The sequence below is a fragment of the Pseudomonas sp. OVF7 genome (assembly GCF_030644265.1).
Taxonomy (GTDB): domain Bacteria; phylum Pseudomonadota; class Gammaproteobacteria; order Pseudomonadales; family Pseudomonadaceae; genus Aquipseudomonas; species Aquipseudomonas gorinensis.
The window spans coordinates 5274316-5287913 of sequence record NZ_CP128996.1 but is presented as its reverse complement, the minus strand read 5'-3'; the positions used below and the strand labels follow the sequence as shown (position 1 = coordinate 5287913).

Annotated in this window: 12 protein-coding genes; 5 read left to right on the top strand and 7 right to left on the bottom strand. The window is 63.9% G+C overall.

What is annotated here, in order from left to right; genetic code table 11:
• Positions 1 to 50: 50 nt before the first annotated feature.
• From QU606_RS23840 to QU606_RS23820, 5 genes are all read left to right on the top strand, one after another.
• Positions 51 to 1559: a sugar ABC transporter ATP-binding protein gene (locus QU606_RS23840; RefSeq protein WP_024076371.1), complete on the top strand. Its 1509-nt coding sequence runs from the start codon at positions 51 to 53 to the stop codon at positions 1557 to 1559.
• On the top strand, positions 1525 to 2517 hold the full coding sequence (locus QU606_RS23835) for an ABC transporter permease (protein ID WP_024076370.1): 993 nt from the start codon (positions 1525 to 1527) through the stop codon (positions 2515 to 2517). The genes QU606_RS23840 and QU606_RS23835 overlap by 35 nt, the downstream gene beginning before the upstream one ends.
• Positions 2518 to 2544: 27 nt before the next feature.
• Complete coding sequence (locus QU606_RS23830) at positions 2545 to 3624, top strand: alcohol dehydrogenase catalytic domain-containing protein (protein WP_024076369.1); 1080 nt, start codon at positions 2545 to 2547, stop codon at positions 3622 to 3624.
• Between the two features lies 1 nt (position 3625).
• A complete protein-coding gene (locus tag QU606_RS23825) occupies positions 3626 to 5158 on the top strand; it encodes an FGGY-family carbohydrate kinase (protein WP_168232096.1) in 1533 nt (510 codons plus the stop codon).
• 505 nt (positions 5159 to 5663) lie between these two features.
• On the top strand, positions 5664 to 6389 hold the full coding sequence (locus QU606_RS23820; RefSeq protein WP_304997590.1) for an SDR family oxidoreductase: 726 nt from the start codon (positions 5664 to 5666) through the stop codon (positions 6387 to 6389).
• Here the strand turns inward: QU606_RS23820 and QU606_RS23815 are convergent.
• The 7 genes from QU606_RS23815 to QU606_RS23785 all read right to left on the bottom strand — a co-directional run bounded on the left by QU606_RS23815 (position 6386) and on the right by QU606_RS23785 (position 13597).
• The gene (locus QU606_RS23815) at positions 6386 to 7390 is read right to left on the bottom strand and encodes a LacI family DNA-binding transcriptional regulator (RefSeq protein WP_024076366.1); all 1005 of its coding nucleotides are present in this window, start codon (positions 7388 to 7390) and stop codon (positions 6386 to 6388) included. The genes QU606_RS23820 and QU606_RS23815 overlap by 4 nt on opposite strands.
• A 58-nt stretch (positions 7391 to 7448) precedes the next feature.
• Positions 7449 to 8312 carry a LysR family transcriptional regulator gene (locus tag QU606_RS23810; protein ID WP_024076365.1) on the bottom strand — a complete coding sequence of 288 codons (864 nt, stop codon included), beginning with the start codon at positions 8310 to 8312 and terminating at the stop codon, positions 7449 to 7451.
• A gap of 148 nt (positions 8313 to 8460) precedes the next feature.
• Positions 8461 to 9867 (bottom strand): amidase, encoded by a 1407-nt coding sequence (locus QU606_RS23805; protein ID WP_304997589.1) that lies wholly within the window; start codon positions 9865 to 9867, stop codon positions 8461 to 8463.
• Complete coding sequence (locus tag QU606_RS23800) at positions 9864 to 11132, bottom strand: Zn-dependent hydrolase (protein ID WP_024076363.1); 1269 nt, start codon at positions 11130 to 11132, stop codon at positions 9864 to 9866. Before QU606_RS23800 ends, QU606_RS23805 begins: the two co-directional genes overlap by 4 nt.
• 13 nt (positions 11133 to 11145) lie before the next feature.
• Entirely contained in the window at positions 11146 to 11841 is a 696-nt protein-coding gene (locus QU606_RS23795) for an ABC transporter ATP-binding protein (protein WP_024076362.1), read from the bottom strand.
• A complete protein-coding gene (locus tag QU606_RS23790) occupies positions 11841 to 12590 on the bottom strand; it encodes an ABC transporter ATP-binding protein (RefSeq protein WP_024076361.1) in 750 nt (249 codons plus the stop codon). The genes QU606_RS23795 and QU606_RS23790 overlap by 1 nt, the downstream gene beginning before the upstream one ends.
• Positions 12587 to 13597, bottom strand: a complete 1011-nt coding sequence (locus QU606_RS23785) for a branched-chain amino acid ABC transporter permease (protein ID WP_024076360.1) — start codon at positions 13595 to 13597, stop codon at positions 12587 to 12589. Before QU606_RS23785 ends, QU606_RS23790 begins: the two co-directional genes overlap by 4 nt.
• Position 13598 lies beyond the last annotated feature (1 nt).

Genomic DNA, 13598 nt, shown 5'->3' with positions numbered 1-13598 from the left:
ACGTGCGTCGTGGGGCTTGAGGCCATCCTTCTGAATACGAGGTCGGCGGTATGAGCAGTCTTCTGAAGCTGGAAAATATCTGTAAGCGTTACCCCGGTGTGCAGGCCCTCAAGTCCATCGACCTGCAGGTGGAGCGTGGCGAGATTCACGCGTTGCTGGGGGAAAATGGCGCCGGCAAATCGACCCTGATGAAAATCCTCGGCGGCGTCGAACATCAGGACGAAGGGCACATCCTGATCGATGGCCAACCCCGGCACTTCGCGACCTACCGCGATGCGATTGCCGCGGGCATCGGCATCGTGTTCCAGGAATTCAGCCTGATCCCCTACCTCACGGCGGTGGAAAATATCTTCCTCGGCCATGAGCTGAGCAACCGCTTCGGGCTGCTGCGCAAGCGCGAAATGGTCGAGGCGTGCGAAGCGTTGTTCAAGCGCCTCGGTGTGACGATTGACCTGAAGTGCGCGGTCAAGCACCTGAGCGTGGCCGAGCAGCAGTTTGTCGAAATCGCCAAGGCCCTGGCCCTGGATGCGCGCCTGCTGGTGCTGGATGAACCGACCGCGACGTTGACCCCCAGCGAAGCCGAGCTGCTGTTCGACATCATGCGCGAGCTCAAGCGCCAGGGCGTCGCGGTGATCTTTATCTCTCACCACCTGGAGGAAATCTTTCAGGTGTGCGACCGCATCAGCGTGCTGCGTGACGGCGCCAATGTGGGCGTCACCGAAGTGGCCGACAGCGATATCGACCGCCTGGTGGAAATGATGGTGGGCCGCCGCCTGGAATGCAGTTTCCCTTCCAAGCCGAGCAGCGAGCGTGGCCCGGTGTTGCTGGAGGTCAAGGACATCCAGCTGGTGCGCAACGGCCCGCGTAATCGCTTCAACCTGCACAAGGGCGAGATCCTCGGCTTTGCCGGCCTGGTGGGCTCGGGCCGCACTGAACTGGCCCTGGGCATGATGGGCGCGCTGCCATCGGTGAGCAAAGACGTGTGGCTGCGAGGCGAGAAAATCACCCTCGACGACCCGGCCCAGGCGTTGGCCCACGGTATCGGCCTGCTCCCTGAGAGCCGCAAGAGCGAAGGGCTGATCACCGATTTCAGCATTCGCGAAAATATCTCCTTGAACAACCTGCCCAAGTACCAGGGCGCCTCGGGCCTGATCGACAAGGCCAAGGAGTGCGCCAGTGTCGAAGACCTGATGCGCCAGCTGTCGATCAAGGCGCCCAGCGGCGAAAGCCGGGTGTTCAACCTCAGCGGCGGCAACCAGCAAAAGGTGGTGATCGCGCGTTGGATCAACCACCACTGCGACGTGCTGGTATTCGATGAGCCCACCCGTGGCATCGATGTCGGCGCCAAGGCTCAGATCTACGCGCTGATGCGCAGCCTGACCGAGCAGGGCTACGCGATCATCATGATTTCCTCCGAACTGCCCGAAATCATTGGCATGTGCGACCGCGTCGCCGTGTTCCACAAAGGCGCCATCGTCAAGCTGCTCGAAGGCTGCGCCGTCAATCCTCAAGAGGTCATGCGCCATGCAACAGGGGGCTCAAGTGAATACGTCCATTAACAGCGTCGACACCCGCCGACTGCGCCTGAACCTGGCGCAGCTGGTGCGCTCGCCGGCGTTCTATCCCTTCGTGGGGCTGGTGGTGGTGACCCTGGTGATGATCCTGGCCAGCGACACCTTCCTCACGGCCAGCAACCTGTCGAATATCGCTCGCCAGGTGTCGATCAACGCGATTATCGCGGTGGGCATGACCTGCGTGATCCTCACTGGCGGTATCGATTTGTCGGTGGGGCCGGTGATGGCCTTGTCCGGCACCCTGACCGCCGGCCTGATGGTCGCGGGGCTGCCGCCGGGCCTGGCGATTGGCGCCGGCATGCTGGTCGGCGTGGCCTTCGGTATCGGCAACGGACTGTTCGTGGCCTACCTGCACATGCCGCCGATCATCGTGACCCTGGCGACCATGGGCATCGCCCGTGGCCTGGGCCTGATGTACACCGATGGCTACCCGATTTCCGGGCTGCCGGAGTGGTTCGGCTTCTTCGGTCGCCAGAGCCTGTTCGGCATCGAAGTGCCGATCCTGATCATGCTGATCACCTACTTTGCCGCCTATGTGCTGCTGCAACACACGCGCATCGGCCGCTACATCTACGCCATCGGTGGCAATGAAGAAGCCGTGCGCTTGTCCGGGGTGCGCGCGGCGCGCTTCAAGTTGCTGGTTTACGCCATCAGCGGGCTGACGGCCGCGATTGCCGGGCTGGTGCTTACCTCGCGCCTGATGAGCGGCCAGCCGAATGCGGGGGTCTCTTTCGAGCTGGATGCGATCGCCGCCGTGGTGCTGGGCGGTGCGTCGATTGCCGGTGGGCGCGGGGTGATCGTCGGCACGTTGCTCGGCGCGATGCTGCTCGGCGTACTGAATAACGGACTGAACATGCTTGGCGTCTCGCCTTACGTCCAGAGCGTGATCAAGGGCGGGATCATTTTGCTGGCGATCTTTATCAGCCGTCAGCGCCATCGATAAACCTCTATCCACACAGGACCCAATACCATGGAAAAGCACACTCATATGCAAGCCGTCGTCTGCCACGGCCCGAAAGACTATCGCCTGGAACGCATCGGCAAACCCCAGGCGCGCCCCAATGAACTGGTGATTCGCATCGCCGCCTGCGGCATCTGCGCCAGTGACTGCAAGTGCCACTCCGGCGCGGCCATGTTCTGGGGCGGCGACAACCCCTGGGTCAAGGCGCCGGTGGTGCCGGGCCATGAATTTTTTGGCTATGTGGTCGAGGTGGGCGAGGGTGCCGAGGAGCACTTCGAGGTCTCCGTCGGCGACAAGGTGATCGCCGAGCAGATCGTGCCCTGTGGCAAGTGCCGCTTCTGCAAGTCGGGCAAGTACTGGATGTGCGAAGTGCATAACATCTTCGGCTTCCAGCGCGAAGTGGCCGAAGGCGGCATGGCCCAGTACATGCGCATCCCCAAGACCGCCATCGTGCACAAGATTCCCGAGTCGGTGTCCCTGGAGGATTCCGCGCTGGTGGAACCGATGGCCTGCTCGATCCACACCGTGAACCGTGGGGACCTCCAGCTTGATGACGTGGTGGTGATCGCCGGCGCCGGTACCCTGGGCCTGTGCATGGTCCAGGTCGCCGCGTTGAAAACCCCGAAGAAACTGGTGGTGATCGACATGGTCGACGAGCGCCTGGAACTGGCGAAAACATTCGGTGCCGATGTGGTGATCAACCCGTCCCGTGACAACGCCCGCGAGATCATCAACAGCCTGACCGACAACTACGGCTGCGACGTGTACATCGAGACCACCGGCGTCCCGGCCGGCGTGACCCAGGGCCTGGACCTGATCCGCAAGCTCGGGCGGTTTGTCGAGTTCAGCGTGTTTGGTGCCGAGACCAGCGTCGATTGGTCGATCATCGGTGACCGCAAGGAACTGGACGTACGCGGCGCCCACCTGGGGCCGTATTGCTACCCGATCGCCATCGACTTGTTCGAGCGTGGCCTGGTCACCTCCAAAGGCATCGTCACCCACGACTTCCCGCTGGACGATTTTGCCGAAGCCTTCGAATTGGCCAACTCGACCAAGTCGATCAAGGTGCTGTTGAAGCCGGTGGTTTGACATGAACTACGTGATGGGCGTCGACATTGGAACCCAGAGTACCAAGGCGCTGCTGGTGGATGCTCAAGGCACGATCATCGCCCAGCACAGCCAGGGGTATCGCGTGGATACCCCGAAAGTGCGCTGGGCCGAGCAGTGGCCACAGGTGTGGTTGGACGCGGTCGAGGCCTGCGTTGCGCAGTGCATGGCCAAGGCCGGGGTTGCGAAAGAACAGGTCAAGGCCCTGTGTATCAGCAGCCTGTACGGTGGTTCGGGGATTGCGGTGGATGCGCAGATCACGCCGCTGCACCCCTGCCTGATCTGGATGGACCGGCGTGCCGGCGAGCAGGTGGCGTGGGTGCGTGAGCACGTTGATTTGGAGCGTCTGTACGCGGTCACCGGCAATTCGGTAGACAGCTACTACGGCTTCACCAAGATGCTCTGGCTCAAGCAGCACCAGCCCGAAGTGTGGGCTGACACCCGTTACTTGCTGCCGCCCAACAGCTATATCAACTGGTGCCTGACCGGTGAACTGGCGGTGGACCATAGCAGCGCCGGCAACATGGGCGGGGTGTACGACGTGGCGCAGCGGGGCTGGTCGCAGGAGATGCTTGCCGCGCTGGGTATCCCCCTGGCGATGATGCCCGAACGGTTGGTGTATTCCGGCGAAGTGGTCGGCGAACTGCGGGACGCCTGGGCCACGCGATTGGGCTTGGCGGCCGGCATGCCGGTCCTCGCCGGCGGGGTGGATGCGGCCATGGCAACCCTGGCCGCTGGGGTGACACAGCCGGGCAACCACGTGGCGATGATCGGCACCAGCATGTGCTGGGGCTATCTGAACCAGCAGGTGGATGCGCACCACGGCCTGGTGAGTTTTCCCCATGTCTACAACGGCCAACGCGACCTGTACATCTTCGGCGGCGCAATCACCGCCGGGGCGTCGGTCAGCTGGTTTCGCGAGCAGTTCTGCCAGGCCGAGGAGCAACAGGCCCGGGCCACCGGCCAGGACAGCCTGGTATTGCTGGAAGAACGCGCGATGAAGATCCCGGCGGGCAGTGAAGGCTTGCTGTTTTTGCCCTACCTGATGGGCGAGCGCAGCCCGGTCTGGGACGACCGCGCCAGTGGCAGTTTTGTCGGGCTCAACCTGTACCACAGCCGCATTCACCTGTACCGCGCGGTCCTGGAAGGGGTGAGTTTCGCCCTGCGCCACAACATCGAGGCCGGCACCCGTGGCGCGCACTCCCTGGACCCGCGCTTGATTGTGGTGGGTGGGGCGAGCCATTCGGATTTGTGGATGCAGATCATCGCGGACGTTACGCGCTACCCGGTGTACACCATCGTCCAGGAAGTGGAAGCGGCCCTCGGCGCGGCGTTGCTGGCGGCGCATACGGTGGGGTTGGTGAGTGATGGGGAGATGGCGAAGGGGTGGGTGCAACTGCAATTGCGGGCGGAGCCGAAGGTGGAAAACGTCGAGGCCTATGACCGCGCGTTCGCCGAGTACCTGAAGCTGTATCCGGCCTTGAAGCCCGTCATGCACGGCCTGCAAGCCCACTGAACATCCGACCACCCCTGTGGCGAGCGGGCTTGCTGTGGTGAGGGGGCTTACTGTGGCGAGCGGGCTTGCCCTAATGCCGTTCAGTTAAGCGGACATCGCCTTCTGTAGGAGCGAGCTTGCTCGCGAAAAACGTCAACGATAACGCGTGTTTCCTGAATGAACGCGGCGTCTGTGAGTTCTTCGCGAGCAAGAACTAGGCGTCCCCCTCGCTCCTACAAAAAAACCTTAACTGAACGGCATTAGGGCTTGCGCCGCGTTGGGCTGCGAAGCAGCCCCAGTAAGATCACCGCGTTTTTTCAGACCAAACGCGGTGCGGGATTTGGGGCTGCTGCGCAGCCCAACGCGGGGCAAGCCCGCTCGCCACAAAAATAGCCCGCCTGCCACAAAAAAGCGGTCATCCAGCTGGAGTTTTAATCCTTAACAATCAATAAGTTATTTTGTTTTTTATATGAGGGGGCTTGCCCCCTCCCACAGCGGATCTTCATTGTTTTTGGGAATTTCATTCATGCAAGCCACCTTCGACTTCACCCACCAGCGCATCCTCGTCACCGGCGCCAGCAGCGGTATCGGCCGCGAAATCGCCCTGCAACTCATCAACAGCGGCGCCGAAGTGATTGCCCTTGGCCGCGACGCCCAAGCCCTGTCTCAACTCGGCTGCCAAACCCTGTGCCTGGACATCGCCGACAGCGCCGCCCTGGATACCGCGCTGCAAGACCTGCCGCCCATGCACGGCCTGGTCAACTGTGCCGGTATTTCACGCCTGGAACCCGCCGCGGCTATCAGCGCCGACGCCTTCGACCAGGTGATGCAGGTCAACGCCCGTGCCGCGGCCCAGGTCGCCAGCCGCGTGGCGGCGAAGATGATCGCGGCGAAGATCGCCGGCAGTATCGTCAATGTGTCCAGCCAGGCGTCGCTGGTGGCGCTGGACGAGCACCTCGGCTACTGCGCCTCCAAGGCCGCACTGGATGCGATCACCCGCGTGCAGTGCGCCGAATGGGGCCGCTTCGGTATTCGCGTCAACAGCGTCAACCCCACGGTGACGCTCACGCCAATGGCGACCATGGCCTGGTCCGAGCCGGCCAAGCGCGACCCGGCGCTGGCGGCGATCCCCTTGGGGCGGTTTGCGCAAACCGTGGAAGTGGCGTTGCCGGTGCTGTTCCTGTTGAGCCGCGCGGCCAGCATGATCAGCGGTGTCAGCCTGCCGATCGACGGTGGCTACACCAGCCGCTAGCCGTTCTCCAGCCGGCCGGCGATAACCACCTTGTCCCGTGGCTTGTATGGGTCTTCCAGGCGGTCGAGCAGCAGGCGTACCGCGCTGCTGCCGGCCAGGGAGGCGTCGTGGGCGACGCAGGCGATCGGCACGCCGAAGATATCGGCGAAGGGCAGCCGGTCGATGCCGCAGATGGTCAGGCTGTCATGGGGGATGTTGTGCATGCGCAGCGCGCGCAGGGCACCGAGGGTGATCAATTGGTTGAAGCCCATGATCGCGTCCGGCGCCGAATGTTCGGCGAGGTAGTCGAGGGTGTGCAGGTAGGATGGCATCAGCGTGTAGTCGCCGGCCTGCACCTCGACCTGCACCTGCGGGTGTTCGGCCAGCACTTCGCGCAGGCCCTTGAGGCGCTCGACGGTGATGCGTGAATGCTCGGGGCCGGTCAGCACCAGCAGGCGCTTGAGGTCAGGGGTCTGGCGCAACAGGTAATGCGCGGCCTGGATGCCGCTGTGGTAGTTGTCGAGCACCACACGGCTGAACGGGCTGTCGTGGATCGTGCGATCGAGCAGCACCACCGGGGTCTTGCCGTTGCCCAGGCGCTCCAGGTAGTCGGGTTGGTAGCTCGGCTCATCGGACACCGGCGACAGGATAATCCCCGCCACGCGGTAGCCGAGCAGGGTGTCCACCGCCTTGCTTTCCAGCTCTGCCAGCTCATCGGTGTCCACCAGCATGATCGTATAGCCGTGCTGTTTGGCCTCGCGGGAAATCGCCTTGATCATCTCGCTGTAGAACGGGTTGTCGACCGACGCCGTGATCACGCCGATGATCAGGCTTTCACTGCGCTTGAGCCCGCGGGCGAAGGCGTTGGGCACGTAGTCCAGCTCCCGCGCCACTTCGAGAATGCGCGCCAGGGTCGCGGGCTTGACCTGGTCGGGTTTGTTCAGCGCCCGAGACACCGTGATGGTCGTCATGTTGACCCGTTTGGCGATGTCGCTGATGGTGACGGACTTTTTCTTGTTCATCGGTAAGGCTGCAAAAGGAAACACCCGCAGGCTAGCATGCACGGCGGTGGTTGGTGACTCAAATCAACGGGTCCCAGCGTTGCGACCAGTCGCTTTCGGCCTTGACCACCTCACGCAGCAACCCCAGCGCCTGCTGCAATACGGCCGAATCCCGCGCTCGCGAGTACACCAGGAATGTCGGGAAGCTGAACTCCGGCGCCTTCGGCACGCGTTGCATCACGCCGCTGTCGAGGTAGCTCTGCACCACCCGCGTGCGGAAGTACCCCGCGCCGCCGTGCTCCAGGATGTACTGCAACGCCAGCGGCCCCAAGTTGAAACTCAAGGCGGCGCGGGCCTTGTCGGGCAGGGCGGCGTCATGCTGCTGGCGAAAACCCGGGCCCCAGTCGATATACACATACGGGTCCGGCTGACTCACCCGTTGCACCAGGATCAGTTTTTCCTCCAGCACCTGCTCCACCTGCAACCCCGGCCAGTATTGCGGCTGGAACACCAGCGCGGCGTCGAGTACGCCCAGCTCCAGCTGGCGCAACAGGTACTCGCCTTCGCGGATTTCGGTGCGCAGGGCATACCCGGGGATGTGCTCGCGCAGGGCCTGGGCCCAGCCGAGCATCAATGGGTTGCACAGGCTGACTTCGCCACCGATATGCAACACGTTGCGGTAGCCATCTGGCAACGGCAGATCGCGCCGCGCGGCTTCCCAGGTTTGCAGCAACTGGTTGGCATACACCACAAATGCCTCGCCATCGGCGGTCAGGCGCGCGCCGGCGCGGTTGCGTACAAACAGCGTACTGCCCAGCTGGCTTTCCAGGTTTTTCACGCGGGCGGTGATGGCGGTCTGGGTGACGTGCAGTTTCTCGGCGGCGGCGGCGAGGCTGCCGCAGCGGGAGATTTCGAGGAAGGTGCGTGCCAGTTCGATGTCCATGAAGCCCCCAGGGATGAATGGGGGCCTATTGTAGTGGAATGCGATCAAGAACTGTGGGAGGGGGCTTGCTCCCGATTGCAGTGTGTCAGTTGACCGATCGGCTTCTGGCACACCCTCATCGGGAGCAAGCCTCCTCCCACAGTTGGATCTACGCTGCTCCGGTGATCGGGGCTGGCAGATGATCGGTAGGGAATGCCTTGGCATATGCCTGGCAAACCCGCAACACCGTCTCATCGGCAAACCGCGCCGCCACCACGTGCAACCCCACCGGCAGGCCATTCGCCGCCAGCCCGCACGGCACCGACGCGGCTGGTTGCTGCGTCAGGTTGAAGGGGTAGGTGAAGGGCGTCCACTGCGTCCATGCCTGCATCCCGGAGCCTGGCGGTACGTCGTGCCCGGCCTCGAACGCGGTGATCGGCATCATCGGCGACACCAGCACATCGTAGTGCTCGTGGAACGCTGCCATCCTTGCCACCAGCGCCGCCCGGGCTTCGAGCGCGGCGTTGAAGTCCTCCAGGCTCAACTGCACGCCGCGTTGCGCGATACGCAGCAGGCCGGGGTCCAGCAGCTGTTTTTGCGCATCGCTCATCGAGCCGGTCAGGCGGGCGGCGCCAGCCGCCCATAAAGTGCTGAACACCTCCAGCGGGTCACTGAAGCCTGGATCGATCTGCTCGACATGGGCGCCCAATTGCTCCAGGCCTCGAACCGCCTGGGCGACCACGCTGGCCACCTGGGGATCGACGTTCACATAGCCGAACGTGGGGCTGTAGGCCACGCGCAGGCCCTTCAAGTCCATCGCCCCCGCCAACCATGGCGTGGTCCTCGGCGCGCCGATCAGGCCATCCCGCGCATCCGGCTGCGCCACGGTTTGCAGCATCAGTACGCTGTCTTCCACGGTGCGGGTCATCGGCCCCAGGTGGGACAATATCGTCATGGAACTGGCCGGCCACTGCGGCACGTAGCCGAAGGTCGGCTTGATCCCGAACGTCCCGGTAAATGCACAGGGAATGCGGATCGAACCGCCCGCATCGCTGCCCTGGTGCAGCACGCCCAGGTTCAACGCCGCCGCCGCGCCCGCGCCGCCGGAAGACCCGCCCGCCGTGGTGCGCGTGTCCCACGGGTTGCGTGTGATGCCGTACAGCGAGTTGTCGGTGACGCCTTTCCAGCCGAATTCCGGGGTGGTGGTCTTGCCCAGCAGCACCGCGCCGGCCTTGCGCATAAAGGCCGGGAAGGGCGCGTCGACGTCCCACGGTCCCTCGGCGCTAGACGTACGCGAGCCCTTGCGGGTGGGCATGCCGATCGTCAGCGTGAGGTCCTTGATCGACGCCGGTACGCCGTCCAGCGCGCCGCAGGGTTCGCCCTTGAACCAACGTTCTTCCGAAGCCCGCGCCGCATGCAGCGCGCCCTCGGGGTCGACATGGCAGTAGGCGTTCACCACCGGGTTGTAGCGCTCGATGCGCAGCAGCGCGTCTTCGGTCACTTCAACCGGTGACAGGCTCTTATCGCGAAAATGCGCCAGCAGTTGCACCGCCGTCAGTTGGCCCATCTCACTCATGGCTGATCCCCCTGTGCCGCATTGACCATGGCGCGTAGCAACACCGCGCAGCCCGCTGCCAGGTCATCCGGCGCGGCGTTTTCGATTTCGTTGTGGCTGATGCCGCCTTCGCACGGCACGAAAATCATCCCGGCCGGGCCGAGTTCGGCGACAAAGATCGCGTCATGCCCGGCACCGCTGACGATGTCCATATGGCTCAGGCCCAAGGCGCTGGCGGCGTCGCGCACGGCGTTGACGCAGGCCGGGTGGAAGTCCAGGGGTGGGAAGTCGGCGGTGGGGGTCAACTCGTAGCTCAGGCCGTGTGTGGCGGCGGTGGTTTCGATCACGCCACGCACTTCATCGACCATGGCTTGCAGCTTGTCGGCATGCAGGTGGCGCAGGTCGATGGTCATCTGCACCTGGCCGGGAATCACATTGCGCGAACCGGGGTGCAGGCTCAGGCAACCGACCGTGCCGCAGGCGTGGGGTTGTTGTTGATGGGCGATGCGGTTGACTGCGCTGACGACCTCGGCGGCGCCCACCAGGGCGTCCTTGCGCAGGTGCATGGGCGTCGGGCCCGCGTGGGCTTCGACGCCGGTGAGGGTCAGGTCGAACCACTTCTGGCCCAGGCAACCCATCACCACGCCAAGGGTAATGGCCTGGTCTTCCAGCACCGGGCCCTGTTCGATATGCGCTTCGAAATACGCACCGACCGGGTGACCCGACACCGCGCGGGCACCGGCATAGCCGATGCGCTGCAACTCGGCGCCCACCGACAGGCCTTGCTCGTCCTGCTTGTCGAGGGTGTCCTGCAAGTCGAACTTACCGGCAAATACCCCGGAGCCCATCATGCACGGCGGAAAGCGCGAGCCTTCTTCGTTGGTCCACACCACCACTTCAATCGGCGCTTGGGTCTCGATCTTCAGGTCATTCAGGGTGCGGATCACTTCAAGGCCCGCCATCACCCCGTAGCAACCGTCGAACTTGCCACCGGTGGGCTGGGTGTCGATATGGCTGCCGGTCATCACCGGCGGCAGGGCGGGATTGCGGCCAGGGCGACGCGCGAAAATATTGCCGATGGCGTCGACACTGACGCTGCACCCGGCCGCCTCGCACCATTGCACGAACAGGTCACGGGCCTGGCGATCCAGGTCGGTGAGGGCCAGGCGGCAGACGCCGCCCTTGACGGTGGCGCCGAGCTGGGCCAGGTCCATCAGCGATTGCCACAGGCGGTCGCGGTTGATCAGCGGGGCATTGCTCTGGAGCGGTTGGGCAAAGCTATTCATCTTCGTACTCCGGTCAGGCGCTCAGGGCCAGGTAGCGATTCTTGATTGTCGGGTCGGCGCGGAAGTCTGCAGCGCTGCCTTCGTACACCACGCGGCCTTGTTCGAGCACGTAATGGCGGTCGGCGAGCTTGTCGCAGACCATCAGGTTCTGTTCCACCAGCAGCACCGGCAGGCCGTCGTCCTTGACCTTGCGCAGGATCTTCACCAGCTCGTCGACGATCACCGGGGCCAGGCCTTCGGTGGGCTCGTCGAGGATCAGCAGCTTGGGGTCGTTAAGCAGGGCGCGGGCGATGGCGAGCATTTGTTGCTCACCGCCGGACAAGGCGTGGCCGGCGTTTTTGCGCCGTTCCTTGAGGCGCGGGAACATGCCGTACACATCTTCCAGCTGCCAGCGACTGGTCTTGCGCGCGGCGATGCGCAGGTTTTCCTCAACGCTGAGCAGGCGAAAGATCCCGCGGTTTTCCGGCACCAGCGCCAAGCCCTGGCGCGCGATTTCAAAGATCTTCTGCCCCACCAGCGCCTGGCCATTGAAGTGGATCTGGCCCTGGCGCGGGCAAATGATGCCGAGGATGCTGCGCAAGGTGGTGGTCTTGCCGGCGCCGTTGCGGCCCAGCAGGGTCACCAGTTCGCCGGGGTTGACCCTCAGCGACACGCCTTCGAGCACGTGGCTTTTGTCGTAGTAGGAATGGATATTCTCGACGATCAGCATCAGGCAGCCTCCCCAAGGTAAGCGGTGCGTACACGTTCATCGGCGCGCACGAACTCCGGCGTGCCTTCCACCAGGATCTGGCCGTGGCTCATCACGGTGATGCGTTGGCTGATGGACATGACGATGCTCATGTTGTGTTCGATCAACAGCACCGTATGGTCGCGGCCCAGGTCGCTGATCAGTTGGGTCATGATCGGGATATCGTCGATGCCCATGCCCGAAGTGGGTTCGTCGAGCATCAACAGTTTGGGTTTGGAGCAGATCGACATGCCCACTTCCAGCACCCGTTGCTGGCCGTGGGACAACTCGCCGGCCAAGGTCTCGGCGCGCGCGGTGAGTTGCAGGCGTTCGAGCACCTGGTCGGCCATCTCCCGGTGTTCGCGCTGGTTGTCGACGTGGCGCCAGAAGTTCAAGGCGCGCGCACCGTCGCGGCCTTGGGCGGCCAGGCGCAGGTTTTCGCGCACGCTGAGGTTCTGGAACAGGCTGGTGAGCTGGAACGAGCGCGCCATGCCCAGGCCGACACGGGCGTGGGCCGGTTTGCGCATCAGGGGGTGGCCGTCGAAGTGGATGGCCCCGGCGGTGGCCTGGCGTTCGCCGGTCAGGCAGTGGAACAGGCTGGTCTTGCCCGCGCCATTGGGGCCGATGATGGTATGGATGGTGCCGGCTTCGACCTTGAGGTTGACGCCGTTGACCGCATGGAACGCGCCGTAGGCCAGCTCCAGGTCCTTGGTTTCCAACAGGATGCTCATAGCCCTTGCTCCTTGGCGACGATGGCCGCTTTGCGACGGCCGCGCACTTTCTCGAACAGCGACGCCAGGCCGCCCCACAACCCCCCGCGCATGAAGATCACCACCAGGATCAGGATCACCCCCAGCAGCATCAGCCAGCGCGGCCACAGGTCGGAAAGGAAGTCCCCCAGCAGCACGATGGAGCCGGCACCCAGCAATGAACCGAACAGCGAGCCGGTACCGCCGACGATGGTCATGATCAGGATGTTCTCGGACATCGCCAGGTCGATGTTCGACAGCGGCACAAAGTGCAGCAACATGGCGTACAGCGCCCCGGCAATCCCGGTGACCGCGCCGGACAGCACGAACACCAGGATCTTGAAGTGGCGGGTGTCGTAGCCGATGGCCGAGGCACGGGTTTCGTTTTCGCGGATCGCCATCAGCGTGCTGCCGAACGGTGAGGCGATCACTCGGCGCGCGCCGATAAAGATCAGCAGGAACAGCACCGCGACGAAGGCGTAGAACGCTCGCGCGTCAGCCAATGACAGCAGCACGGTGTCACCGATACGGATCTCCGGGCGCGGCACGCTGAGCAGGCCGTTGTCGCCGCCGGTCCAGTCGCTCAAGGTGTAGGCAACGAAGTAGGCCATCTGGCTGAAGGCCAACGTCAGCATCACGAAGTAGATCCCGGTGCGCCGGATCGCCAGGGCGCCCACCAGCAACGCGAGGAAACCACCGGCGATGGCAGCCCCCAGCAGGGCGACGAACAGGCCCAGGTGCAAGTGGATCATCAGCAGCGCCGCGCAATAGGCGCCGGCCCCGAAGAAGATGCCTTGGCCAAACGACAACAGGCCGGTGTAGCCGAGCAACAGGTTGCAGGCCAGGGCTGCCATGGCAAAGATCAGGATCTCGGTGGCCAGGGTCGCCGAAGGTAGGATCAGCGGCAGGCCGATCAACACCGCCAGCACCCACAGCAGCATGGCGCGTGACTGGGTCTTGGCAAACGGCAGGGGGTTTTTCTCGCTCATG